22 protein-coding genes, 1 tRNA gene and 1 pseudogene are annotated in these 26,808 nt (G+C 41.3%); 10 read left to right on the forward strand and 14 right to left on the reverse strand.

The window, feature by feature from the left end; all coding sequences use genetic code 11:
- Window positions 1-269: 269 nt before the first annotated feature.
- From KUA48_RS00365 to KUA48_RS00400, 8 genes are all read left to right on the forward strand, one after another.
- On the forward strand, window positions 270-1,772 hold the full coding sequence (locus KUA48_RS00365; RefSeq protein WP_153080895.1) for a 2-isopropylmalate synthase: 1,503 nt from the start codon (window positions 270-272) through the stop codon (window positions 1,770-1,772).
- A gap of 36 nt (window positions 1,773-1,808) precedes the next feature.
- The gene (gene leuC, locus KUA48_RS00370; protein ID WP_218433204.1) at window positions 1,809-3,203 is read left to right on the forward strand and encodes a 3-isopropylmalate dehydratase large subunit; all 1,395 of its coding nucleotides are present in this window, start codon (window positions 1,809-1,811) and stop codon (window positions 3,201-3,203) included.
- 33 nt (window positions 3,204-3,236) lie between these two features.
- On the forward strand, window positions 3,237-3,827 hold the full coding sequence (leuD, locus tag KUA48_RS00375; RefSeq protein ID WP_006846819.1) for a 3-isopropylmalate dehydratase small subunit: 591 nt from the start codon (window positions 3,237-3,239) through the stop codon (window positions 3,825-3,827).
- Between the two features lie 2 nt (window positions 3,828-3,829).
- Window positions 3,830-5,428 carry an alpha-isopropylmalate synthase regulatory domain-containing protein gene (locus tag KUA48_RS00380; RefSeq protein WP_118080508.1) on the forward strand — a complete coding sequence of 533 codons (1,599 nt, stop codon included), beginning with the start codon at window positions 3,830-3,832 and terminating at the stop codon, window positions 5,426-5,428.
- Window positions 5,429-5,517: 89 nt separating this feature from the next.
- Window positions 5,518-6,579, forward strand: a complete 1,062-nt coding sequence (gene leuB / locus KUA48_RS00385) for a 3-isopropylmalate dehydrogenase (protein WP_153080901.1) — start codon at window positions 5,518-5,520, stop codon at window positions 6,577-6,579.
- A 202-nt stretch (window positions 6,580-6,781) separates the two neighbouring features.
- Window positions 6,782-7,495 (forward strand): tetratricopeptide repeat protein, encoded by a 714-nt coding sequence (locus tag KUA48_RS00390; RefSeq protein WP_228112249.1) that lies wholly within the window; start codon window positions 6,782-6,784, stop codon window positions 7,493-7,495.
- A gap of 46 nt (window positions 7,496-7,541) precedes the next feature.
- The gene (locus KUA48_RS00395) at window positions 7,542-8,357 is read left to right on the forward strand and encodes a metallophosphoesterase (RefSeq protein ID WP_228113182.1); all 816 of its coding nucleotides are present in this window, start codon (window positions 7,542-7,544) and stop codon (window positions 8,355-8,357) included.
- Window positions 8,338-9,063: a hypothetical protein gene (locus tag KUA48_RS00400; RefSeq protein WP_153080904.1), complete on the forward strand. Its 726-nt coding sequence runs from the start codon at window positions 8,338-8,340 to the stop codon at window positions 9,061-9,063. The genes KUA48_RS00395 and KUA48_RS00400 overlap by 20 nt, the downstream gene beginning before the upstream one ends.
- Here the strand turns inward: KUA48_RS00400 and KUA48_RS00405 are convergent.
- The 3 genes from KUA48_RS00405 to KUA48_RS00415 all read right to left on the reverse strand — a co-directional run bounded on the left by KUA48_RS00405 (window position 9,060) and on the right by KUA48_RS00415 (window position 12,938).
- Window positions 9,060-10,223, reverse strand: a complete 1,164-nt coding sequence (locus KUA48_RS00405) for a DegT/DnrJ/EryC1/StrS aminotransferase family protein (RefSeq protein ID WP_218433203.1) — start codon at window positions 10,221-10,223, stop codon at window positions 9,060-9,062. The genes KUA48_RS00400 and KUA48_RS00405 overlap by 4 nt on opposite strands.
- A gap of 985 nt (window positions 10,224-11,208) precedes the next feature.
- On the reverse strand, window positions 11,209-11,838 hold the full coding sequence (locus KUA48_RS00410; protein WP_194252699.1) for a sugar transferase: 630 nt from the start codon (window positions 11,836-11,838) through the stop codon (window positions 11,209-11,211).
- Window positions 11,835-12,938 (reverse strand): MraY family glycosyltransferase, encoded by a 1,104-nt coding sequence (locus KUA48_RS00415; protein ID WP_218433202.1) that lies wholly within the window; start codon window positions 12,936-12,938, stop codon window positions 11,835-11,837. The genes KUA48_RS00410 and KUA48_RS00415 overlap by 4 nt, the downstream gene beginning before the upstream one ends.
- Window positions 12,939-13,054: 116 nt before the next feature.
- On the opposite strand from KUA48_RS00415, the gene KUA48_RS00420 reads away from it, so the two are divergent.
- The gene (locus tag KUA48_RS00420; protein WP_218433201.1) at window positions 13,055-14,617 is read left to right on the forward strand and encodes an ATP-binding protein; all 1,563 of its coding nucleotides are present in this window, start codon (window positions 13,055-13,057) and stop codon (window positions 14,615-14,617) included.
- A 204-nt stretch (window positions 14,618-14,821) separates the two neighbouring features.
- On the opposite strand, the pseudogene KUA48_RS00425 reads toward KUA48_RS00420, so the two are convergent.
- Window positions 14,822-15,385 (reverse strand): annotated as a pseudogene (locus KUA48_RS00425) (glycosyltransferase); the annotation flags it as partial.
- A 127-nt stretch (window positions 15,386-15,512) separates the two neighbouring features.
- Here KUA48_RS00425 and KUA48_RS00430 point away from each other — a divergent pair.
- A complete protein-coding gene (locus KUA48_RS00430) occupies window positions 15,513-16,430 on the forward strand; it encodes an IS982 family transposase (protein WP_118142112.1) in 918 nt (305 codons plus the stop codon).
- A gap of 90 nt (window positions 16,431-16,520) precedes the next feature.
- Here KUA48_RS00430 and KUA48_RS00435 read toward each other — a convergent pair whose 3' ends face one another.
- From KUA48_RS00435 to KUA48_RS00480, 10 genes are all read right to left on the reverse strand, one after another.
- Window positions 16,521-17,117 carry a glycosyltransferase gene (locus tag KUA48_RS00435; RefSeq protein ID WP_218433105.1) on the reverse strand — a complete coding sequence of 199 codons (597 nt, stop codon included), beginning with the start codon at window positions 17,115-17,117 and terminating at the stop codon, window positions 16,521-16,523.
- Window positions 17,118-17,144: 27 nt separating this feature from the next.
- The gene (locus tag KUA48_RS00440; RefSeq protein WP_218433103.1) at window positions 17,145-18,251 is read right to left on the reverse strand and encodes a glycosyltransferase; all 1,107 of its coding nucleotides are present in this window, start codon (window positions 18,249-18,251) and stop codon (window positions 17,145-17,147) included.
- A 14-nt stretch (window positions 18,252-18,265) separates the two neighbouring features.
- The gene (locus KUA48_RS00445; protein WP_218433102.1) at window positions 18,266-19,141 is read right to left on the reverse strand and encodes a glycosyltransferase family 2 protein; all 876 of its coding nucleotides are present in this window, start codon (window positions 19,139-19,141) and stop codon (window positions 18,266-18,268) included.
- Window positions 19,138-20,049, reverse strand: a complete 912-nt coding sequence (locus KUA48_RS00450) for a glycosyltransferase (RefSeq protein WP_218433101.1) — start codon at window positions 20,047-20,049, stop codon at window positions 19,138-19,140. Before KUA48_RS00450 ends, KUA48_RS00445 begins: the two co-directional genes overlap by 4 nt.
- Window positions 20,050-20,084: 35 nt before the next feature.
- Window positions 20,085-21,263 carry an O-antigen polymerase gene (locus KUA48_RS00455; RefSeq protein ID WP_218433100.1) on the reverse strand — a complete coding sequence of 393 codons (1,179 nt, stop codon included), beginning with the start codon at window positions 21,261-21,263 and terminating at the stop codon, window positions 20,085-20,087.
- Window positions 21,263-22,534, reverse strand: coding sequence for an oligosaccharide flippase family protein (locus KUA48_RS00460; protein WP_153086927.1), 1,272 nt, complete (start codon window positions 22,532-22,534; stop codon window positions 21,263-21,265). The genes KUA48_RS00455 and KUA48_RS00460 overlap by 1 nt, the downstream gene beginning before the upstream one ends.
- Window positions 22,515-23,579, reverse strand: coding sequence for a Wzz/FepE/Etk N-terminal domain-containing protein (locus KUA48_RS00465; RefSeq protein ID WP_218433099.1), 1,065 nt, complete (start codon window positions 23,577-23,579; stop codon window positions 22,515-22,517). The genes KUA48_RS00460 and KUA48_RS00465 overlap by 20 nt, the downstream gene beginning before the upstream one ends.
- A 78-nt stretch (window positions 23,580-23,657) precedes the next feature.
- Window positions 23,658-23,876: a hypothetical protein gene (locus KUA48_RS00470; protein WP_153085499.1), complete on the reverse strand. Its 219-nt coding sequence runs from the start codon at window positions 23,874-23,876 to the stop codon at window positions 23,658-23,660.
- Between the two features lie 103 nt (window positions 23,877-23,979).
- The gene (locus KUA48_RS00475) at window positions 23,980-26,583 is read right to left on the reverse strand and encodes an SLBB domain-containing protein (RefSeq protein WP_218433098.1); all 2,604 of its coding nucleotides are present in this window, start codon (window positions 26,581-26,583) and stop codon (window positions 23,980-23,982) included.
- 130 nt (window positions 26,584-26,713) lie between these two features.
- Window positions 26,714-26,784: transfer RNA gene (locus KUA48_RS00480), tRNA-Gly, on the reverse strand.
- Window positions 26,785-26,808: the final 24 nt, after the last annotated feature.

Here is a 26,808-nt window from a genome sequence, read left to right on the forward strand (position 1 = left end):
CATAATATGATAGATATGAGAACAACATTGTTGAACATTACAGGCATTATTATTCGACTTCGACTGCAGTTTGTGGGCGGAAGTGATAAGGTGTGCGTATAGTTCATCGCTTAAGATATTAAAAGCCTTTCTACACTTCCGTCTATGGAGTGGGGGAAGGCTTTTTACTTTATCTGATGCTTCTGCACGGATTGCTATATAAACGTAGTGCGTTCTGAATGTGTAGCTCTTATATATATAATAAGGTGTAAATTTAAAATTTTAATGATATGAGTGACAGATTATACATTTTCGACACGACCCTCCGCGATGGCGAACAGGTTCCGGGATGTCAGTTGAACACAGTTGAGAAGATTCAGGTGGCAAAGCAACTGGAGCAGTTGGGCGTGGATGTAATTGAGGCTGGATTTCCTATATCAAGTCCGGGCGACTTCAATTCAGTGGTAGAAATCTCTAAGGCTGTAACCTGGCCTACTATTTGTGCACTTACCCGTGCCGTAGAAAAAGATATTGATTGTGCTGCTGAGGCTTTGCAGTATGCCAAGCATAAGAGAATCCATACCGGTATCGGTACCAGCGACAGTCATATCAAGTATAAGTTCAATTCTACCCGCGAGGAAATCATCGAACGTGCTGTAGCTGCTGTCAAGTATGCTAAAAAGTATGTTGAGGACGTAGAGTTTTATGCTGAGGATGCAGGCCGTACCGATAATGAGTATCTGGCTCGTGTCGTAGAGGCTGTTGTCAAGGCGGGTGCTACTGTAGTGAACATTCCTGATACTACAGGTTATTGTCTGCCTGATGAATATGGTGACAAAATCAAGTATCTCATGGAGCATGTTGATGGCATTGACAAGGCACGCCTTTCTACCCACTGTCATAACGACCTCGGTATGGCTACTGCCAATACCCTGCAGGGTGTTTTGAATGGTGCACGCCAGGTTGAGGTTACCATCAATGGTATCGGTGAGCGTGCAGGTAATACTTCGCTCGAAGAGATTGCCATGATTCTGAAGTGTCACAAGCATATCAATATTGATACCAACATCAATACCACTAAAATTATTCCTACCTCACGCATGGTGAGCAGCCTGATGAATATGCCTGTCCAGCCAAACAAGGCTATCGTGGGTCGTAATGCATTTGCTCATTCTTCCGGTATCCATCAGGATGGTGTCTTGAAGAATGTTCAGACTTACGAAATCATTGATCCTAAGGATGTGGGATTGGATGACAATGCTATCGTATTGACAGCCCGTTCTGGTCGTGCTGCATTGAAGTACCGTCTCCATGTCAATGGCGTAGAGATTAATGATGAGGAGAAGCTCGACAAGATTTACAAGAAGTTCCTCCAACTGGCTGATAAGAAGAAGGAAGTTACCGATGAGGATGTTTTGATGCTTGCCGGTGCTGATTCTGCTGATAAGCATGGTGTTCAGCTCGACTGGTTGCAGGTTACTACAGGTAAGGGCGTGAAGAGCGTGGCAAGTATCGGTCTTGATATTGCAGGTCAGAAGTTTGAGGCTGCATCATCTGGTAATGGTCCGGTAGATGCTGCTATCAATGCTCTCAAGAAGGTCATCACCAAGGAGATGAACCTCAAGGAGTTCACCATCCAGGCTATCGACAAGGGCTCTGATGATGTGGGCAAGGTTCACATGCAGGTAGAATACGATGGTCATGTATATTATGGCTTCGGTGCAGATACCGACATCGTTACGGCTTCTGTTGAGGCTTACATCGATTGTATCAACAAGTTCAAGGTAAGATAAAATTAATTCAGATAAATATATAACAAACAAGATATTATGAATACATTATTCGACAAGATTTGGGACAAGCACGTTGTCCAGATTGTAGAAGACGGCCCTACACAGCTTTACATCGACCGTCTCTACTGTCACGAAGTAACATCACCTCAGGCATTCGCTGGTATGCGAGCACGCGGACTCAAGATGTTCCGTCCAGACCAGATTTTCTGTATGCCTGACCACAATACTCCTACTCACGATCAGGATAAACCAATCGAGGATCCTATCTCAAAGAAGCAGGTAGATACCTTGGCAACGAATACCGCTGATTTCGGTGTTACTCACTTTGCCATGAACACAAAGGATAATGGTATCATCCACGTAGTAGGTCCTGAGAAGGGTCTTTCTCTTCCAGGTATGACCATCGTCTGCGGTGACTCTCATACTTCTACCCATGGTGCCATGGGTGCTGTAGCTTTCGGTATCGGTACTTCTGAGGTCGAGATGGTGATGGCTTCACAATGTATTCTCCAGAGCAAGCCAAAGTCTATGCGTATCAGCATCAACGGTAAGCTCAGCAAGGGCGTTACTGCCAAGGACGTTGCTCTCTATCTGATGAGCCAGCTCACTACTTCAGGTGCTACCGGTTACTTCGTTGAGTACAGTGGCGATGTAGTGAAGGATATGTCTATGGAAGGCCGTCTTACCCTCTGTAACCTCTCTATCGAGATGGGTGCCCGTGGTGGTTTCGTAGCTCCTGATGAGACAACATTCGAGTACATCAAGGGTCGTGAATATGCACCTAAGGGTGAAGAGTGGGACAAGGCTGTGGCTTACTGGAAGACCTTGAAGAGTGGCGATGATGCAGTCTTCGACAAGGAGTTGACTTTCGAGGCAAAGGATATCGAACCACGTATCACCTATGGTACCAACCCAGGTATGGGTATCGGCATTACCGGGAATATCCCAACTCTCGATGAGATTCCTGAGGAAGAGCAGGCTGGTTTCAAGAAGAGCCTCAACTACATGGGCTTCCAGCCAGGCGAGAAACTCGAGGGTCATCCTATCGATTATGTATTCTTGGGCGCATGTACCAATGGTCGTATTGAAGACTTCCGTGCTTTCGCTTCTCTTGTTAAAGGAAAGAAGAAGGCAGATGGTGTAACTGCTTGGCTTGTACCAGGTTCATGGTTGGTTGATAAACAAATACGTGAAGAGGGAATTGATAAGATTGTTGAGGCTGCCGGCTTCGAAATCCGTCAGCCTGGATGCTCTGCCTGCCTGGCAATGAACGATGATAAGATTCCTGCAGGCAAGTACTCTGTAAGTACATCCAACCGTAACTTCGAGGGTCGTCAGGGACCAGGTTCCCGCACCATTCTTGCCAGTCCATACGTAGCAGCTGCTGCCGCTATCACTGGTAAGATTACCGACCCAAGAGAGTTTATGTAATGTTAAGTGTTCAATGTTAAATGTTAAATTGAAATGAAACAGAAATTCAATGTAATTACATCAAGCTGCATTCCTCTTCCTTTGGAGAATGTAGATACAGACCAGATCATCCCAGCCCGTTTCCTCAAGGCCATCGATAAAGAGGGCATGGGCGACAACCTCTTCCGCGACTGGCGCTACAATGCCGACGGAACTCCAAAGCCAGACTTCGTGATGAACGACCCATCTTACAGTGGTGTCATCCTCGTAGCTGGCAAGAACTTCGGTTCCGGTTCTTCCCGTGAGCATGCTGCCTGGGCTATCGCAGGTGCAGGCTTCCGTGTAGTCATCAGTTCTTTCTTTGCTGATATCCACAAGAACAACGAGTTGAACAACCTCGTATTGCCAGTAGTAGTAAGCGAGGAATTCCTGAAGGAACTCTTCGAGAGCATCGACAAGGATCACAAGACAGAGGTGAAGGTAGATCTTCCTAACCAGACCGTGACCAATCTTGCTACCGGCAAGAGCGAGCACTTCGAAATCAACGGCTACAAGAAACACTGTTTGGAGAATGGTTTGGACGATGTAGACTTCCTCGTTCAGAACCGCGACAAGGTTGAGGCTTGGGAAGCTAAAAACAAGTAATTATGAACGTTAACGCAAAGAGAGATAATTCCCGCATCAAGGAGATTGAGATCATGGACTGCACGCTGCGCGACGGCGAGCAGACCAATGGTGTCAGTTTTCTTCCTCACGAGAAGTTGATGATAGCAAGAATGCTGTTGCACGACATCAATGTAGATCGTATTGAGGTGGCTTCAGCGCGTGTGTCAGAAGGTGAAAAGGATGCTGTCGCTCGAATTTGCCGTTATGCTAAGACTATAGGTAAACTGGATTCCGTTGAGGTATTGGGATTCGTGGATAACAACAAGAGTGTGGATTGGATTGCTGAATGCGGCGGTCATGTCATCAACCTCTTGGCTAAGGGTAGCTACAAGCACTGCACCCAGCAACTCAAGATGTCGCCTGAGGAGCATCTCGCTCATATTAAGCAGACCATCGACTATGCTTTGAGCAAGGGATTCACCGTGAATCTCTATTTGGAGGACTGGTCGAGCGGTATGCGTGACAGTCGTGACTATCTCTTCATGATGATGGATGAGTTGGTAAAACTGCCTATCAAGCGCTTCCTTCTTCCTGATACGTTGGGTATTCTGAACCCATTGCAGTGTGTGGAGTATATGCGCCAGATGGTGCGCCGTTATCCGAATTCTCACTTCGACTTCCATGCCCATAACGACTACGATCTGGCTGTGAGCAACTCGCTGGCTGCCGTATTGAGCGGCGCCAAGGGTCTTCACGTTACCGTGAATGGTCTGGGTGAGCGTTGTGGCAATGCACCATTGGCAAGTGTTCAGGTGATTCTGAAAGACATGTTCGAGGCAAAGACCAATATTAAGGAAGACCGTCTGAACGATATTTCCCGATTGGTTGAAGGATATAGTGGCATTGCCGTGGCTCCGAATACTCCGGTAGTAGGAGACAACGTCTTTACCCAGGTAGCTGGTGTGCATGCCGATGGTGACAACAAGGACAAGCTTTATTGCAACGACCTAGTACCTGAGCGTTTCGGCAGACATCGTGAGTATGCGTTGGGTAAGAACTCTGGTAAGGCGAATATCGTGCAGAACCTCAATGAACTGGGATTGGAACTGACGCCTGAGCAGACCAAGGCGGTGACCAAGCGAATCACAGAACTCGGTGACCGCAAGGAACTGGTAACCCAGGACGACCTGCCATACATCGTGAGTGATGTTTTGAAGCATGGAGCTCCAGAGGATAAGGTGAAACTGGTAAGTTACATGGTATCAACCTCATACGGTTTGAAGCCTATCGCCAGCGTGAAGGTAGAAATAGAGGGTAAGGAGTATGAAGACCGTAGCTCTGGTGATGGTCAGTATGATGCCTTCGTGAAAGCCCTCCGCAATATCTACAAGGTGAAGCTCGGCAAGACCTTCCCTAAGCTCGACAACTATCAGGTAACCATCCCACCTGGTGGCCGTACCGATGCCCTCGTTCAGACCGTCATTACCTGGCGTGAAGGTGACCGTATCTGGCGCACCCGAGGCTTGGATGCTGACCAGACAGAAGCAGCTATCAAGGCAACGCTGAAGATGATTAATATGTATGAGGCAGATAAGAGCGACGAACAGGCTGTATCGCCTCGAAATCTGGATATGGAATAATATCTCCGAAGATTACGAAATTATCTCCGAAGATTATGAAAATATCTCCGAAGGTTATAAACAATAAAACAATTAAAAAATCAGATAAGATGAAATTAAACATTGCAGTTCTCGCCGGTGATGGTATCGGACCAGAGATTATGAAGCAGGGCGTAGCAGTTATGCAGGCCATTGCAGAGAAGTTCAACCACGAGTTTACTTACAACGAGGCTATCTGCGGCGCTCACGCTATCGACGAGGTAGGTGATCCATTCCCAGAGGAGACCTTCAAAACTTGTATGGATGCTGATGCTGTACTCTTCGCAGCCGTTGGTGACCCACGTTTCGACAACAACCCTACAGCCAAGGTTCGTCCTGAGCAGGGCTTGCTTGCTATGCGTAAGAAGTTGGGCCTCTTCGCCAATGTTCGCCCAGTAGCCACATTCGATTGCCTGCTCCACAAGTCACCATTGAAGGATGAACTCCTGAAGGGTGCTGACTTCGTAGTTATCCGCGAGTTGACTGGCGGTATGTACTTCGGTGAGAAGTATCAGGATAACGATAAGGCATACGATACAGATATCTATACCCGTCCTGAGATTGAGCGCATCCTGAAGGTAGCTTTCGAGTTTGCCATGAAGCGCAACAAGCACCTAACAGTAGTAGATAAGGCAAACGTATTGGCATCTTCTCGTCTCTGGCGTCAGATTGCCAAGGAGATGGAGCCACGGTATCCTGAGGTAAACACCGATTATATGTTCATCGACAACGCTTCTATGCGCGTATTGACTGAGCCTACATTCTTCGATGTCATCGTTACAGAGAATACCTTCGGTGATATCCTGACCGATGAGACCTCTTGCATCACCGGTTCTATGGGCTTGCAGCCATCTAGCTCTCTCGGTGAGCACACACCATTGTTCGAGCCTGTTCATGGTTCATGGCCACAGGCAGCGGGCAAGAACCTGGCTAACCCAGTAGCTCAGATTCTTTCTGCAGCTATGTTGTTGGAGCACTTCGGCTTGAACGAGGAGGGCGCCTTGATCCGCAAGGCTGTAGATGCTTCTCTCGATGCCAATGTCCGCACACCTGAAATTCAGGTTGAGGGTGGTGCTCAGTATGGCACAACTGAGGTTGGCGCATGGATCGTTAACTGGATTAAAAATGCTTAATCTGTGAATGGATTTTTCGGCGCTGGGTGAATTTTCTATCCAGATGCTTTCTTGATAAAAGCCTTAAGAGGAATGTTTCTTTCTCTTAAGGCTTTTCTTGTTGATTGTCCTGTCTTTCTGAAATTTAGTTCTTTTTGTAAACTCAAATAAGTTTTATAGTTTTTTATTTGGCAGTTTGCAAAAGTCTTCTTAACTTTGCACCATGAAAAGTTTTTATACATTATTATTGGCATCAATGGTTTCTTTGTCTGTATCTGCGCAGAACGTAGATGCCGACAAGGCACGTGCTGCTCAGAATAAAACCTTGCGCGATTCACTCTCCAAGGCTACAGAAGTGCTTGCATATCATCCCGACAGTATCAATCTGCGACTGAAAAAGGCTGCTTGGAATATCCAGCTGGAGCAGTGGCAATATGCCAAGGATGATCTTGATAAGGTACTCTTTCTGAACAATACCAATATCGCCGGTTTGTTCTATCGTGCCTTTGTCAATGAGAAGTTGCTCCGTTATAACTTTGCGCGTCTAGATTATCAGAATCTTCTGGTACTTGTTCCTGGCAACTTCCAGGCGCAACTCGGTCTGGCTTTGCTCAATGAAAAAGATAAGCATTATACCGAGGCTTACGATGGTATTAACAGTCTGATAGAGCAGTACCCTGACAGTGCGATGGCTTATGCTGCAAGAGGTGGCATGGAGAAGGAGAGGGGTATGCTTGAGCTGGCAGAGTTTGATTACGCCAAGGCGATGGAGTTGGATGCCGGTAATGAGGATTTTGCTTTCAATCATGTAGACATTCTGATTCTGCTTGGAAGAAAAGACGAAGCCTATCGTGATTTGAAGAAACTGCTCGATGCCGGTTGTCAGCCTGGCAGGTTGCAAGGTTTCTATGCAAGGTTGAAAAAGAAGAAAAAGTAGTATTTGAGAGTTATAAAAAAGAGTTTTTAAAGATAATAAGACAAGAATGCATAAAATTATTCCCTATATCCTGGTTGCCTGTTGTCTCTGTATGGTGGCATCCTGCGATACCGTCTTCGATGTTCATCCGTATGATGTGCAAATCGACGGCGATAGAAATCTGAATGTTACCAATATTCAGAAGATTGAGGCTGCAGTAAAGTCGAAAGATACAATCCGTTTTGCTATGATCAGCGATTCACACCAGTGGTTGGATGATTTGAAGAGTGAGGTTAATGATATCAATCGCCGCAGTGATTCCCTCGATTTCGTGATTCATTGTGGAGACCTTACCGACTTTGGTGCTACCCGTGAGTTTCAGTTGACCCGTGACCATCTTCAGAAGTTGAAGATACCTTTCGTGGCTCTGCTGGGTAATCATGACTGTTTGGGAACAGGTAACCAGTCTTATCAGAAAATCTTTGGTAATCCGGATTTCAGTTTCATCGCCGGTAAGGTAAAGTTTGTCTGCCTCAATACCAATGCCATAGAGTTTGACTATTCTCGCCCTGTACCTAATTTCGATTTCATGGAAGAGCAGGTTAAGGCAGATGCAGATGACTTTTCGCGTACCATTGTCTGTATGCATGCTGCCCCTTATTCAGAGCAGTTTAATAATAATGTAGCTAAGGTCTTCAATTTTTATACGCATCAATTCCCAGGTTTGATGTGCTGTCTTTACGGTCATGGTCATCATACCAAGCAAGAAGATATTTATGGCGATGGCATCATCTATTATCAGGTGGCCAATGCCGCTAAGCATCAGTACTATATATTCACCATTACTCCAAAAGATTATCGTTATGAAATTATTGAGTTTTAAGCATATATTCATTTGGGGAGCTTTGCTTGCTGCAGGTTCTGTACAGGTTCATGCTGCCGATGAGGTTACCGGGAAAAGTGAGGAGTTGGAACTGACGGATAGTATTGTTCATGATACTCTGGTGTTGGCGGATGGCAAACTGACCCGATATGACCGCCGCGTCATGCGCTACCGCAAGCACTGGGATTTGCTGATACCTACTAGTGGCATCATTCAGACCTGTGGCAATATGGGTATCATTTCGCTGGGTATCGGATGGGAATATGGTAAGCGCCGCCAGTGGGAAACGCAGCTCTTGTTTGGCTACATCCCGAAGTTCAGTTCTGACGATGAGAAGTTAACCATGACGCTCAAGGAGAATTTCATTCCTTGGCGTTGCAATATCGGTAAGGGCTGGTGGTTTGAACCGCTGGAGTGCAGCCTGTATTTCAATACGGTGTTCGGACATGATTTCTGGACTAAGCAGCCTACCAAGTATGAAAGCGGCTACTATCCGTTCTCTACCAGAGTCCGTCCTAATATCGCCTTGGGTGAACGTTTTAAGTATGATATTCCGCACAATAAACGTAAGCGTATCAAGAGTATTACGTTCTTCTATGAGTTGGGTACAACGGATATCTACTTTATGCGTTTCTACCGTAACGGCAATGCCGGTTTCTGGGATGTCTTCGGCCTCTCTATCGGTGCCAAAGTGCAGTACCTTTAAATCAAGAACAGGTTGATGAGTTTGCTTACTCTGATGATATCTTCATCGTTGAGCGATGAGTTGCAAGGCAGACTCAGTTCTTCGTCAGCTATTCTCTTAGCTACCGGAAATTCCAGATGATTCATTTCCGGATAGCATGGCTGCAGATAGGGTGGGCAGAAGTAATGAATCTTTGTACCCACCCCATTCTCTGCCAGAAATGCTTTCAGTTGGTCTCGCTTCGGGGTAAGGAAAGGGAAAACGTGGAAAACATTTTCATGAGCAGGAGAGATGAGTTTCGCAGCGATGCATCTGTCCTTGATATCGTCATCCAGATGTTCCAGGTATAGCTGTATCTGTCTGTGTCTCGCTTTCTGTTCGTTCTCAGGATATTGCAGTTTCACATTCAGTACCGCAGCCTGAATCTCATCCATGCGCGAGTTGACGCCCTGGTATCTGAAGATGCCGTCTTCTATCTTTCCATATTCGTGTAGTGACATGATGGCTTCCGCCAATTCCCTGTTATTGGTAGTTACAGCTCCCGCATCTCCCAATGCTCCCAGATTCTTGCTAGGATAAAAACTGTGGGCAGCAGCATCCGAAAGATTTCCGGTATATCTTCTTTTTGATGGTTTTTCAGAAGAATCAGATAGAGTAGTGGAGCATCCGAATCCCTGCGCATTGTCTTCGAAAAGCAAGAGATGATGCTTCTTGCAGATTTCAGCAATCTTTGGAGTCCATGCCAGTTTGCCATAGAGATGAACAATCATGATGGCTTTGGTCTTCGGTGTAATTCGGGCTTCTATCAGTTGGTCATCTATCTGTAATGTATCGATATTGGCATCCACCAATACAGGTGTCAGTCCTACGCTGCTGATGGCAAGTACGGTAGCGAAATAAGTGTTGGCAGGCACGATTACCTCATCACCTTTCTGCAACTTTCCGATAGCCAGTTCCCCCATCAGTATCAGTTTGAGCGCATCCGTCCCGTTAGCGCAGCTGATGCAGTATTCAGTACCGATAAACTGTGCATACGATTTCTCAAACTTCTTTACGGCTTCACCTTGCAGATACCATCCGCTGTTGACCACCTTGTTGATAGCATCCTTTATCTCCTTCTCGTATGGCTCATTGATAGCCTTCAGGTCGAGATAAGGAATCTTCTTTACTTCTGTTTCCATTGTTTCTTCTGTGATGATTTATACAAGTGATAAGACTTGTTTCTATAAATAAAAAACGGATGTTTTGCGGTATTTATTGTATGGGGAGCTATAAAAAAGACAAGAGCAGCTATCTTCTCAGACAACTGCTCTACATTCAATAGGTATTAGTTTTCTTTAAGGTAAAAAGATTGTATTCAGGATAACGTTTGCAAAGGTACTAAAAAAAATTGAAACAAAAAAATAAAATGGCAACAAATTTACCATCAACTTAAAAAAAAGTTTTAAAACCCTTTGCGGAGTCTTTTCTATTTGTACAAGGAAACAGATTTTTATATAAATAATGCCAAATAAAAAGCTGTGAAATAAAAAAATGTTACAAAACCGTCTTTTTCCCTTTCACAGCGTTCGATGTCTAAAATCTTTCGCCAAACAGGATGTTCATCATTGTTTTGATTCGATATGCGCTCTATAAAAATGGTTACCATCAATATATAGTCAATATGCTATGTTGGGTATGATTCTTCCCAACAGTTAGATAAGGTGTCTTCCAACTCCAAATTCTTCTGCAACTTGCTATTATCGGATATATTTTTTAGCCTTTATCGTTTAAAAGATTTTAAAAAACGGTAATTATCGTTTACGAGTTCCCACTAGTGGGAACTCTCATTTATTTTATTTTTTGTATCTTTGCACCGTGTGACACAGATTAGAACCTTATTACCTACTTTGGAGGCGTCGCGACAAAAACAGTAATGTACGGATCTCTACTTCCGAAAGCCAACGGAGGCGGAGACAGGAGAGTTTATGCCCATAGCAAGAGAGCTATACAGCGCATTCTCAGCTCTGTGTTCCCTGTCACCTCTGTCACCCTGTCACCCAGAAGTCGGTTGTTTCCGAGACGGAAATCAAAGACTTACGATGCAAAAATCAGTTACTTACGATATGAAAGTCAGGGACTTATGATGCAAAAGTCAGTAGCTTACGATGTATAAGTAGCTACTCATTAAAATATTTTGCCAAACATGATATTCGTCATAGTTTTGAACAGAATCTTAGCATCAAACCACCAGGATCTGTGTTCCAGGTAGTAGAGGTCAAGACTCAATCTTCTCAACATCTTTGGCATCGTATCCGTATATCCGTTATATAGGGTAGCATAAGAAGTAGCACCCGGACGAATCTGATACAGATAAGTATATCGAGGGTCATGTTCCATAATCTGGTCTATATAGTATTTTCGTTCTGGGCGGGGACCGACTAATGACATATCGCCTTTTACGATGTTCCACAATTGTGGAAGTTCGTCAAAATGGTGGGCCCTAATGAATTTTCCCACACGTGTGAGTCGCGTGTCGCCCTCAATCTCCAGTAGATTTGGACCATCTTTTTCTGCATCAGCCTTCATAGATCTGAACTTATAGATGTTGAAAGGTTTCCCGTGCAAACCTATACGTTCTTGCTTGTAGATGATAGGTAATCCATCTTCCCATTTGATAGCTAAGGAGATAATGACAAATAGGGGAGAAGATAGAACGAGACAAGGTACAGAAACAAGAATATCTGTGGAACGTTTTACAAAACGCTCCATTCTGTTGTTTCTATTCTTGGTTTCTGTTTTGTTTTGTATGATCATTTCTCTACTTTTTTCTTTAGTTTGATTTTTTGATTGATACCGATGTGTAGCATTGTATAGAGGGCTATATCGATAAGTAAGATACCTGTTAATCCTACATTCATATAGCCAAGTATTACGTTGGTGCCAACGAAAGTTAGGGTTAATAGGATGATAAAGAATAACGTATAGTGTTGGTTATATCCCATAGCCAATATCTTGTGATGTATGTGGCTTTTGTCTGCATCAAAGATTGGTTTTCTGTTTCTGATGCGATGTAAAACTACTCGTACGACATCAAAAGTAGGTATGATGAGCAGACTGTATGCTATCAGTACGCGTTTGGGAGACATTGGCATAATATTGGGATTTACGGCAATTGCTTTGACAAATAGGAATGCCAAGAAGAATCCCAACGTTAAGCTGCCCGAATCACCCATGAATATCTTGGTTCCTTTTTCTACTTTCCCCCACATATTATAATATAGGTATACTGTCAGTACGCCAACCAAACCTGCAATCATCACTTCATAAGCAATCAGGTTGTATGGTATGAAACAATAGAAGAAACCAAGCAGAGCAATGATGGAGAGACTTGTTGCCAAACCATCAATGCCGTCTATCAGATTGAGTGCATTGTCAATGAACACAAATACAAGGATGGTTAGAGGAATACCAACAACCGAAGGTATTTCGTAAATTCCAAACAGTCCGTAAAGGTCATTAATCTGGAGTCCACATATAGGCATGATGCTGGCAGCGAGAATTTGAGCGACAAATTTCACTTTAGCATTAAGACCGATTAAATCGTCTATGATTCCTACAGAGTAGATAATCGACAGACTCAAGATAAAACCTACGCTCCACATACTGAGAGAGATTTTGTCTTGAATATTATTTGTAGCTATGATAAGCAATACTGCCACAGCTGAAATCATCATGCTTGGTATGAATGCAATGCCACCCAATCGTGGTATAGGTGCGCTATGCACTTTTCTTAGGGTTGGAATATCATACAACTTTTTTTTCTTGCAGATTTTCAGCACTGATGGAATGAAAAATGCACCACATGTCATGCTCAGTATGAATGCTCCTATGATTGGTAATATTTCAGTTAACATATTTATATCTTCATTTTATTATATAAACTGAAAAGGTACGTGAATATTGTATAAAACATAAAAATTGTTTGGTTGTTTCATATAAAAGGAGTATATTTGCAGAAAAATGAGACAATATGATGCAACTGAATAGAAAATTGCCTTTAGGCATACAGGATTTTGAAGAGATGCGTAGAGATCATTATATCTATGCTGATAAGACTGATATGGTTTGGAAACTGGCTAATGGTACTAAATACAATTACCTGAGCCGTCCACGCCGTTTCGGTAAGTCTCTTTTGTGCTCTACCCTTAAGTGTTATTTTGAGGGTAGAAAGGAACTCTTTGAAGGTCTCAAAATTATGGAACTTGAGTCGGAGTGGGTAAAACGTCCTGTAATCTATTTCAGTATGAGTTTGGGCGGTTCTTCTGCACAGACGCTTACAGAATATTTGAACAATGTATTGTCTTCATACGAGAAAATATATGGCAGAAATCCGGATGAGCAGTCTTTAGGTAATCGTTTAAATGGTATTATCCAAAGAGCATACGAACAGGCGGGAGTACAGATAGCCATTATAGTAGATGAGTATGATGTTCCTTTGCAGCATACCTATGAAACCAATCATCATGATGCATGTCGTGAGATATACCGTAACTTCTTTACAGGGTTAAAAGACTATGGTTACTGCATCAAGTGCGTCTTTATTACTGGCATTACTAAGTTTACTCAGATAAGTTTGTTTAGTATGCTTAATACATTAACTAATGTCAGTTTTAGAAATGAGTATGCAACAATATGTGGTTTGACTAAAGATGAAATTCAGTTCTATTTTTCAGAACAGCTATCTGAATTGGCAGATAACTATGCTATCACGAAGAGTGCCCTTATGGATACAATGAGTTCTATCTATGATGGCTATCATTTCTCTCGTAGTCTCGTCGGTGTTTACAATCCTTTTAGTGTCTGTAATGCCTTGGCTAATCTGCGTCTAAATTCTTATTGGATAGCTTCTGGTTCCAACGAAATGTTGCTCAAGGTCTTGCGTAAATTCATCAACGAGATTCCTGAGCTGGACAATTGTTTGATTGATTCTGACTATTTGGAAATGAGTGATGTCAATATGAATGATTCAAAACTCTTCCTTTATCAGTCCGGTTATCTTACAATCAAAAAGGTAGTAGGTAGCAGTTATATGTTAGGTTATCCTAACCGAGAAGTACGAAATGCGATGTTTGGTATGATTCTTCCGATAATGTTGCATAAGGAGTCTTCGCAAGTAAGCAATGCTATTCAAGAATTAAAGATATCGATGCTAGCTGCTAATATCGATAGGAGTATGCTTTGTCTTAAGCAGTTGGTTGCTGGCACTCCTTATAGTACCCAAAAGAAGGAAAACTTTGTTTTTGAGGAGCATTTCCGTTTTATTCTGAAAAATATTTTCTATCTCTGTGGCTTTAAGGTCTCAGAGGAACAGCAGATGTCTGCAGGTAGAATAGATTTGGTGGTTGAAACTTCAGAAAATATCTACATTTTAGAGCTTAAGATGTCTGATAATGGTGGTGTAGTTTCTGCCTCACATCAAATCTCTTCTCGTCATTATGCTGATGCCTATGCTGCATCTTCTAAACCCGTTATCTCTTTAGCCCTCGAGTTTGACAGGCAAAGTAGAGGGCTGATGGATTGGAAGATGCTTTAAAGGAGTATAGTGAAGTAAAATTCTTATAGGTAGAAATAATGAATTATTTTTGAGCTAATCTTCTGGTAAGAATGTGTATCCTGAGACAGATTGAAGTCAGATATTGGCTATATTTGATAGATTTATCAGACTTCATTCTGTCTCAGGCCACACTTACAACTGCAAAGGTAAGCTAATATTATCAATTATCATTTACATTGGCGATTAATTATTTGTCATGAGGGTTTCATTCTGATGAATAATCTTTGTATATTTAGCTATTACTCTTTGGACATCAAATAGGTTTTCGGCTTTTTTACGGCTCTCATCCGAAAAGTCCTGTTTCTCTTGTGGAGAGAGGTGTAGGTATCTTAACATAGCTTCCGCTAATGCGTCAGCATTGCGGGCAGGTACAAGAAAGCCATTTTTGCCTTCAACCACAGCTTCACGACAGCCTGGTATATCAGATGTAATAATAGGCTTGCCTGATGCGCACGCTTCCATTAGGGCACGATTCATACCTTCGCTATATGACGGCACAGTAATAACAATGCCTTTTCGTTGAAACACCTTGTCCATATCGTGTGTGAAACCGATATATTTTACTATTCCATCTTCTTCGTCTTTACGAAGGCGCTCTTCAGGTACGCTTTTCGGATATTTGGGGTCAAGAGAGCCTAATAACTCAAAGTTCACATTAGGATATAAAACTTTTACCTTGCGGGCTGCTTTCGTAAACTCATCATAACCCTTATCCCACAAAATTCTGCCGATAAACAAAAATGTTGTATCATTAGAGGCATTGTTACCTCAGTTCGGGATAAGAAATAGTGCCTAAAAAAGTTGGTAATCTCCGATATTTTTTGTATCTTTGTAGTTGAAATCCAATTAGTTACAAACATAAAAAGATATCATTATGGAGATTACCAAGGACAAAGTTACAGAATTATTTTGTATTATTGATGAATTTTACAAAGTTTTTGATGCTGAAAATGCAGGAAAATTGCTTTTGGGTGAAGATGGAGTAAAGCGCAGACGACGTAAAGCCTCTTTATCTGATAGTGAAATCATGACGATTTTGCTGTATTTCCATTTCGGCTCGTTCCGAAACTTCAAGCATTATTACCTATTCTTTATTAGAGGAACTTTGAAGTCATATTTTCCAAATGCGGTGTCTTATAACCGTTTTGTAGAACTTGAAAGTCGCGTATTCTTCCCTCTCATGTTCTTCCTGAATCTCCGTGCTTTTGGCAGATGTACAGGTATAACCTTTGTTGATTCAACCATGATACCAATATGCCACAATCTCAGGCGTTATGCCAACAAAGTGTTCAAAGGCATTGCCACAAACGGAAAGGGAACAATGGGATGGTGTCATGGGTTCAAGCTACATCTGGCTTGTAATGATAGAGGTGAGATAATTGCTTTTGTTCTCACTGGTGCAAACGTTAGCGACAAAGATCCAACGGTATTCGATGTGTTGGCTAAACGTCTGTATGGTAAGCTGTTTGCAGATAAAGGATATATCTCGCAAAAACTCTTCGATTCGCTTTTTGAGGAAGGCATCCAGTTGGTAACAGGACTGAGAGTGAACATGAAGAACAAACTAATGCCGTTCTATGACAAGATGATGCTACGCAAAAGATACATCATTGAAACGATTAATGACCTGTTGAAAAATACGGCTCAGATAGTACATTCACGTCACAGGTCTGTTGCGAATTTCATCATAAATATTATTTCTGCATTAGGGGCATACTGTTTCTTTGACAACAAGCCCAAGGCACTTACTGGATACGTTATCGAAGATACGAAACAGCTTAGTCTTTTCTAACATTGCATATTTTACATGAGGATTTTGTCTCAGCAACCATCCAAGATATATAGATGGTTGCCAAGCCTCTGTGTCCCTTATATAAAAACATTATAAAGCCTTTAGATAGAGCTCGTTATCCCGAACTGAGGTATTGTTATATTTCTTATAGTTGTCTATGTTGATGCCTTCACCGCCTTCTAAAAAAACTATTTTTTTAGGGGCACATAAATGCTTTTGTTCAATTAGCCGGCGATTATAGTCATTAAGCACTATTATATGTTCTGCAAATGAAAGTCCAAATTGATAGAATGCTCTTGCTGCACGCAGTATGATACTGTCATTTATGAAAATATATCCTAACCCAGCCATCATAGCAGTAGAGCGGCATCCTGCTAGTCTTGCGGCAATTGATCCATATATGTTTGGCTTGATGGTATATGTAAAAATGTAATCTGGTTGTTCTTTGCGGAAAATATGAAGCATCGTACGAAAATATTTCATGTCCTTTATTGGGTTCAGAGATGTGCGCTCCATTTTGATTGGAATGTAATGCACACCATCGGGAATGGTAGTTCTCATTTGTTTGTCTTCTTTTTCTGGAGCGACAAGTACAACTTCATGTCCTTTGTTTTTGAGATATTTTATAACTTCGCCTCGAAAATTTACCAATCCCCATAAGGTATTATCGCAAAATATAATTTTCATAATTTAATCTTCTTTAAAATAGATTTGTTATTTATCTTTCTTTTGTTTTAGCAACTGATTGTAGAAATTTACATATTGAGCTGCCATGTTCTTGATGTCAAATTTACTAGCCTGTTTTTGGCATCTTATTCCAATGTCTTTGAGCATTTTCTTATCGTTATAAAACTGCAATATTTTTACTGCAAGCTCATGCTCGTCGTTTGGAGAAAATAAAAGTTGTTGGTTACCAACAACTTCGGCAAGTCCAGGAACATTTGATGCAATGACTGGTTTGGCGTATGCCATACCTTCCACTGCAGCCAAGCCAAAACCTTCCCAGTGTGATGACATTACGCCTAAGTCAGCTATACTCCATAGTTGTGCAATATCTTCTCGCATACCTAAAAAATGAGTTCGTTCAGATACACCTTCTTTCTCAGCTAATTGGCGACAGACTTCTTCACGTTTCCCATATCCGGCAAATAGTACATGAATGTTGTCTGGTAGCAATTTCAGGGCGCGAATTAAGCAGTCTTGATTCTTTTGCGTAGAGAAACGTGCAACTTGTAATAATACGAAGTTGGTATCTGACAATCCGCTAACAATGTCTTTGCGCTGAATATTCAAGTTTTTTTGACTGCTTATAGATGGTAATCGAACGCCATTTTCAATGACCTTGATAGTGACTTTATGGGGTGTACGTTTGCGCATAAAATCGGCTGTTGCTTCCGAAATACAGATAATGCCATCATACAAGCCATATATACATTTGTCAATTTGTGTAGTGAGCCAATACTTTGCACGTGTATTTGATGTATTGTGCTCTGTAGTTACTAGTATTCCTTTTTTGATGCCACAATGAGCTAGTGCAGCCCAGTATTGTGATGGAAACAAATGGGAGTGTACAACATCTGCATCTTTTATTAGTTGGTGGAGTTTGGCTATGAGGCAAATATTATACGCTTCATGTTTATGGTTGAGGGCAATCACTTCAATCCCACTTTGCTTCAGCTGCTTTTCAAAATAGCTGTTTGACGAATATAGTAGGATAACTTTTACGTCATGTCTCATTTGTTTGATTTCCGGCAAAGTTTCTACTAATAGTCTCTCCGCTCCTCCTATTTCAAGAGCGTTTATTATATGAATAATATTCATTTCTCGTTTTCTAATTATTTGATGATTTTTAAGTCCATTATATGAATAATATATCCGAAAGGTTTGATGATTTTTGACCATCGAGGTATTTTGAACAAATTGTCATATACTTCTTCTGACTTATGACAGGCATGAAAACGCCAAAAGTTGAGCCATGAACGCAACTTGATCTTAAAGGGTACAGAACTATTTGCAAGTTCAGAATAACACAAGCAAGTTCCTTTCCAACTATTCATTCTAATCTTGGTGATTTTTGCGGAGAGGCCATCAGTCAAGTATTCACACAAGTATACATTTTTATTAAAATAATGTGTCTTGTATTTTCTTGCTATACGATTAAACAGAAATGCTTCAGGACAAAATCGTTCATCATTAAATACAGGAAATGGATATTTCTTAATAACGGTTGTACGAATAGCTTCTGCAGCATCGCCTTTAATATGATATTTATATCTAAAATCAAGAGCAGAACAATCGATTTCTTTGAAATTTAAATTGCCTCCAACTCGTTCTCCATTTTTATAAAATCTCATGCCACAGAGTACAGCAATATCTTTGTTGTCACTAATTTTTTTTGATTCTTTTATGATATTTTCTATACTGTGTTCTGGTAATTGGTCATCGCTGTCAACAATGAAGAACCATTCACCCAAAGCTTTTTGTGCCCCAAAGTTTATAGCAACATGTTTGCCATGGTTTTGAGTTTTAAAATAGTGAATGGGAAACAAATCAGAATTAAATCTATGGCATAGTTCCTCTGTATTGTCCGTAGAGCCATCATCAACAATAATCCATTCAAAATCTTGACAAGTCTGCTTTCGCAGGCTTTCATACAGCGCACCTAAGGTATAGGCGCGATTATATGTTGGTGTAAATATTGATATTTTCATACAAATTTTCTTAATAAAACTTTTATTGCCAATATAGAAGTTCGTCCATATAATTTATAGCCTTTTGCAAGTACATGAAAGAATCTTCGTATACGGCATTCTTTTTCAAAACGGAAATAGTCGGAAAATATTTTCTTGTTGTCATCAGAAATATACGTTTCATACTTTTGATACAAACTTTTTAATGCCTGATAGTGTTTGTGAGACATAACTGTTTTGTCCATATCAAAGAATGAATTGTATCTATCTGACAGTTTCTTAGCAGTAGGTCCAGTGACTGTAGATTGGTGTCTGCGATATAGCATCAGCCTCTTGTTGAGATAAGATAATTCTCCTAGGGCAGCAGCACAAACTGTCAATACATGATCATGCATTGCTACTATGTCTGGTGCATTTTTACAAATGTCTCGCAGTGCTGCGTTAAACATTAGAGCACAACCCTGTATGCCACTGTTTAGAAACAATACATCTTTTAGTTTTTGGGGAAAGCAAAGAGTAGCATAGCCGCTAATATCAGATGTTTCCGGTATATATACATAAGAATTAGAATATACAGCCTGTGGTATTGTATTATCTTTTGCTTCAATGAATCTAAGCATCAGTTCTAGTTTGTTCTCTAGCCAGATGTCATCTTGGTCGCAGAAAATACAGAATGGAGCTTTTGAAGATTTTAGAAGGTGCATGAAATTGAGCCCACTTTCATGAAATCTTATCCCGTCCTCAATTATATTGATTCTACTGTCCATTGCTTTCATTTCTTTTAAGATGCTCATGGTGTCATCAGAAGAACCATCGTCATGAATATATAATTTCCAATCGGTCAAAGTTTGGGCTTGTAACGACTGAATTTGAGTTCTTATGTAAGATGCTCCATTGTATGTTGCCATCAAAATATCAATGTTGTTCATTTCTTCAAAATTAAATATTTAAAACCGAATTAGTTTCAAGCCAAATTACCTTTTTGCTTGCTGAAAAGAAAAGGTAAAGAGGCAAAGAATACATACTGTATCGTAATGGAAAAATTTGTAAATATAAATTCTCCGATAAATTCCATCAATACAAATGTTAAAAAAATTGCGTAGAGTATCAATTCTAGTTTTCCTCCAGTTCTACTTTTTTTGTATAAGTACCCATAAAAGATGCCATATATTATTGAAAATAGAAATACTCCAGGAGTACCAAAATCTTCATAAAAGGGATACATATTTGTATATGTATTGGTAATATCTGGTATTGATACAAATTCAAGTATCGTGTCTGTTGGAGCTTCTGTAAGTCCGATAGCATGGCCTATTGCATAGATAATTCGGAATGTATGCATGCCTATTATAGGGGAAGAGCATGGAACTGCATAATAGTCGAATGCAACCATACTGCTGGATAAATAAAGTGCAAGGAAATTAGTAGCTTCCATGTCTTCTCCAACGGCACGCACAGATTGTAATACGAAACTAAATCCAATAAAAATTATCAATCCTATAATCAAATGCTTAACTTTGATTTTTCCTTGTTGAAAACAAAGGTATAACGATGAGAACATTACACCCAAGAAGGAAGTTTTTGCCATAGTTACTGTTGCCAATAAAAGATTCAGTAGAATTATGATGATTTTCATTGTTTTACTTTTGAAATAAAGCAAAGAAAAAAATATCATAACAAAGGAAAGTGATACAAAATAGAGTAGTATGCCAAGTTTTGGCATCTCTATATTTTCATCTTGACCAGTGCTCATCATTCTCATGTATCGAAATATATTTTCTGGATCTTCCATGAATGCTTGCTTTATAATTACTGCACAAACAATAGGAATAGAAATACATGTTATGATAGAATAGACCAATAAAATATTCTGGTTCGGCTGTATTTCTTTTGAAATTTTTGAGGCTGGTGGTGCTATATAATCACATGCGATAGATGCAACAACAAATCCTACAATCCATACTGTAAGAATGAATGGAAAATTATTCTTGATAGGATAAAATGTATTTGGTAGTAAATAGTATATAAGTATAGCGATAGCCCATACACCTGGTACTGCTACGTATGGCGAAAATATATCATGCGATATATAATAGCCTATGCCTACTATTAAAATTGTTAAAAGAAAAGTTATAATCAACATTATTTCAAATATTTTTTATAGTTATATATCATTAAGATAGCCACGGCAACTTCTGTTGTTGTTACAACAATACTAGCGCCAACGGCTTGAAGGGAAGGTATGAATATTAACATCATGCAGATTGATGCAATCGCTGCTATGAAATATACATCACGAAAACGATGGCTAGTGTGCTCGTTCCCTAGAGCTATTAGTCCCATTTGCCCATAAACACCTCCAACTCCAATAGCAAATGGAGTAAGTGCGAAAATTTTCAAATAGATATCAAGACCAGAGTAGTCTTCACCAAGTACTGATGGTAGCCAAATACTACTAGTCCAGATTGCTACTCCTACAATTGCCATGACCATTAATACAAGTATGCGTACTTGTCCAAATAAGCGGCGTGCCTCACTGCAATTCTTTGCCGATACAGAACTGATCTTTGGAAAGAACACCTGGTTTAGTGGGGTGTAAACAAGAAAGCACACTGCTCGCATGATACGCTCTGCAGAAGAGTATTTGCCAATGATATCTGTTGTGCAATAGAAGCCGAGTACAACAACGATTAGTTGTGTATATATGCTTGTTGAAGCCGATGAGAGAAATAGAGGAAAACTAGTATGTAGCTCACTTTGTATCCCAGTCCATATTGGTGGCACCCAATTTATAAGTCGTTTGTATATTATATATACATTAGAAATAATTGCAGTAAACAGAAATACTGCAGCTTGAAGAAATGCTGCTAGTACATAGTCATTAGGACTCTTCACGAAAATAAATATGAGTGGCAGAAGGGTAACCTTAGATATTGTGTTTATAATAGAAAATAAACGTATTTTACCTATTCCTTGAAAAAACCACATAAATGTAAATACCGAGCCTAGTAGCATTGGAAATGTAGCGATGATTGCTCTAGAGTAGAATTGAAAAGTGGGTACAGCGACAAGCAAAGTACCAAGTATAACTGCTGAAACAGTTAACAATACTGATTTGGCTGCAATTACATTCCAAAAAACACGACTCCGTTCAACATAGTCATCTTTTACCATTGCTATATGTTTGGTTGCACTGAGATTAAATCCAAAATCAACAATGATAATTAGGTATTGTATAACAGACAGAGCAAATCCAACATAACCATAACCTGTGGCACCGAGTTTTATCATGAGATACGGCATCACAAAAATAGGAAGTAGCTGGTTGATACCTTGTAACATCATAAGATATAAGGTATCAACCAGATCTTTGCGGTTTGTTAAAAAATATTGTTTAATATTCGTTGGTTGCATGTCCCATTTTTTGATTGTATATATCTTTGACCATATAGAAGGAAAAACTACAGAAAAAGGCTAAAAACGACATTAGAGCCATTGTTATTATTCGTTTTGGTCCAGATGGCTTAGATGGTATTGCTGCAGGTTGTATTGTAACGAATATTGGAGTTCGTTCTTGAAGTTTTGCCTGAGCAAGTTGCATCTGTTGCACTGATTGTTGATACATGTTGTATGCCATCTGCATCTCGTTCTCCAATCGGTCTCTAACCTGTGTAAAAGACATGAGACCAATATCTTCATTGGCATCGCAATAAGCTGAGTACTTTTGTTGTGCTTTAATGTATTGAGCTCTTGACTCAGCAACAATCTTTCTTGTGTACTCTACGTCTTTACGAGATTTGTTTGTACGATACTGTGTGATGTATATTTGCAATCTTTTGCGGATCAAATCTGCAATTTGTGCAGAAACATCTGCATCAAGAGTTGTTACGCTTACCGAAATCATATCTGTTTTCTTATCCACACTGCAAAAAAACGAACCAAATAGAGCATCAACAATAGTCTGTTGCTGTTTGGATATATGTGTAGGATTTATATTTGACTTTATAATTTCCTTCTTTAAATTGAACAATTTGCCCCACCATGGTTTAATCTGATAATTTTCAAAGTACTCAAAGATGCTTACCTTCTTATGAAGGCGAGATACGGTTATTTCTTGTTTGAGTAATTCGGTAAGGAATATAGTAGAGCCTAATACTTTTGGATAAAACTCAGGGTAGATAGCATCTTCTGTTGAACCTGTATTCATTTTTATTCCAGCAATTGCTGCTATTGACCCAAGATTTCCCGATACCGAATTTGCTGATGATTCAGGCAAGAGTATTGTTTCTGATTTCCACGTTCTTGGCAAACTGAAAATGTATATGCCAGTCAGTATCATCACACTAAAGGTAAATATTAGGATAGCTAAAAGTTTCTTTTTTAGTAAAGAAACCAGATGAACGAGATTAGCGGATGCTTGATCTGCTGTTTTATAACTATATTCTGTATTTTCACTCATTTTTCTATCTACTTTTATTTTTTTATGCAAAAGTACAACGATTACCCAGATTCTCCGAGTTTTTGGCAAAAAACTATTTTAGAATCTCGGCTTGCCTTTCTTAAAGATTTCTACATTAACTCGATAGCCATATTCGGATGGTTCATCAAGTTCATTAGACTCGTATTCGCGCTGGAGAAATTCTATTGCTTGTGCAATAGCTTCTTTTCTTGTATCACCATGCGTACTGCAAGAGCTTGATGGTCTGTCGTTGCCCATCATTTCTAATCTAGCATTTATTAATGTATTTAAGTCCATTTTCTTTATTTTTATGTTATTTCTTGTAAAATTACAACTTTTCTTCGAATCTTTGAAATGAGGACATTTGGTAAGAGTTTCAGTACCGTCATACTTCACTCAATTACTTACTCATATTAGCAATCGTAGCAATCATGGCGGCGATGCTGCTCATGCTGCTTCCCATACTCATCATTTCGGCGGTACTCATCTTGCGCTTCAGCTTAGCTGGGACGACAATCTCGCTGCCTGGCTGCACTTTGGCACCATGAGAGAGCTTGGCTACCTTGCCATTCATATAGATGATGTATGCCTTGCTCTTTAATGCATCTGAGGCAAAACCACCTGCCTGATCGATATAGTAGCTTGCCTTCTTGCCCTTTTCGTAGGCTACCGTGTTAGCAAACATTACGGCACCATTGATCTTTACCGTACCATTGTACTGAGGAATGACCAGACGGTCGCCCTCGCGCAAGATGATGTCGGCATCGCTGCCTGGGTTCGCCAGTGCTTCTGGAAGGTCGATACCTACAGGGTATTCGCTAGGTACGTTGAACTTCTCTATGTTGGTACGCTCTACATCCTTAGAGGTCTGCGAGATGGCACCAGCATTGTTGCTGCTGGAGGCTAGTTGCAGAAGATTTTTCTGTATCTCTTCGCGCTGCATCTTCAATACTGCCTCCATGCGCTGCTTCTCTTGCTCGTTGGCTTTGCGGATGATGCGGGCTCCCTTGAGATATGCCTGGTCGGTAGCTCCACCTGCCTTCTTGAAGAGTTCACTCAGGCGGGCGTTGCGACGGTCTAATGTATAGAGACCGGCAAACATCACTTCACCGGTAATCGATACGTTCTGCTGCTCAACATAAGCCGGACTCTGACGAATCATTACTTCATCAAATGGCATCAGCTTGAAGCCAGGGGTGCCGTCTATAACGAAGCCGTCTTTAAGAGATAGGATGTAGGTCTTGGCGATAACGCTATCTGGACGTAAAGCCTTGGCATCCATCACTCTACGGCTTACCATTACATTAACGGTTGAAGCCTTGTCGGTTAAGCCGCCTGCCTGAAGAACGAAGTCTTCGAGGGTCTCATTGTCGGCATATTGGTAAACTCCTGGATACTGCACTTCGCCACGGATGGTGAGAGTACGCTCTACAATCTTTTCCTGTCGGGTAGGAATGAAGAGAACATCGTTCTCCTTCAAAGGGATATCTGGAGTCTTGCCGTTCATGATGCCGGCGATGTCTACACTTATTACTTCGAGCGAGCGGTCAGACTTCATGCGGTGCATTACGGCACGGTTAGTGAATGCCTCCTCAGTCAATCCTTCGGCATGCTCTACAAGGGTGCGTACGCTGTTGATTTCTTCGCCGAGATTGTACATGCCCGGACGGAATACGGCTCCTTTCACCTCTACGGTGTTGGCGTAGCGTGGCAGGATGCTGTCTACGCTGATTGAGTCGCCGTCATCGATGCGGAAACTTGAGAAGTCGAACTCCCCAACATTATATACGGCATGTTCTCTGCCTGTCTTGCGGTTCAGTCTTACTGATTTCTTATAAGCATCGCCTGTAAAACCGCCGGAATACTTCAGAAGGGAATTGACGCTCTCGTTCTTCTTCATTTCGTAGATCATCGGGCGCTTTACCTTTCCGGCGATGGTTACGAGACAATCGTATGGACCTACTACGATGACATCGTTGTCGGCAAGACGGACATTACCCGTCAGCTTGCCGTTCAGGATGTAGTCGTAGATGTCGACAACTGTTACCAGCTTATTGTGTCTGTATACCTTGATGTTTCGCAATGTACCCAGATCATTGGTTCCGCCAGCCATGTAGAGGGCATGGAATACGGTGGCGAAGGCTGAGAGGGTATAGGTGCCCGGAATCTTAACCTCGCCCATTACGTTTACCATGATGGTCTTGGTCTGTCCTACGGTGAGCTTGATGCGGCTGGAACGGTATCTGCTGCCCACGGTATTGCGCAGGCGGGCATTAGCCTGAGCTACAGTCAAGCCTGAAACGCTGACTGGTCCGTAACCCTCGATGGTTACTTCACCATCTGGCGAAACGGTGCTCTCTATGGTTTTCTGTGAGGCTCCATAGATATCAATGATAACCGCATCGCCAGGTCCCAGTCGATAGTTCTGTGGGGTAGCGATGTTCATGTTTGGCTCGAAACTGAGATCCTTGTTATTGAAAATGTCGCGGCCGAATACCTTGTTGCGCTTGATGCCGAGCTCTGCCTGCATCTGTTTTACCATGGTAGCTGTATCGGGTACCAGGGCGTTCATCTCCTTGCTGAAGTTAGCATAGTCAGGATTATTCTCATCATAAGATGAATAGTAGCTGTCGTTCTGCTTGCTCTGGATGCGATAATTGCTATAGGTTGAAGCCTGCTTCTCATTGTCCTTGTCCTGGTAATCTTCTCTTTGCTTGCCATTGTTGGTCCGCATTCTCTTGTTGCCTGCATTTCCTGCAGCGGTTGTGCTGTAGAGCTCGTTCTGCTGCGACATCTTCTGATACTTATTGCGTACACGTCGAATCTGGGAGATGTCTACGCCTTGCTGCATCAGTTTGGTAACAATCTGTGAGTTGGATGTGCCACGCTCATGTTCTTTCACCACAAAGCTCATGACCTGATCATCGGTCATGTGTGAACTCTGTGCGAAAAGCGGCCCTGAAGACAGGACGAGCGCCAGTACAAGTATGATATGTTTCTTCATTATTATTCTTTTATCTTAGTTTAATTTATATAATAACTCGAAAAAAGTGATTTTGTTGCTATAGAAGGCTGAAAAGATGTTAATAAAAACAAGAAACCCAGGGTTCAACCCTGGGTTTGCTGATGTTCTGAGCGAGATACGGGAGTCGAACCCGCCTCACAGGCTTGGGAAGCCCGTGCACTACCGATGTGCTAATCTCGCGAAGGAAAATACTAACTCCTTTCA

It is taken from the genome of Segatella copri, assembly GCF_019249795.2.
GTDB lineage: Bacteria > Bacteroidota > Bacteroidia > Bacteroidales > Bacteroidaceae > Prevotella > Prevotella copri_B.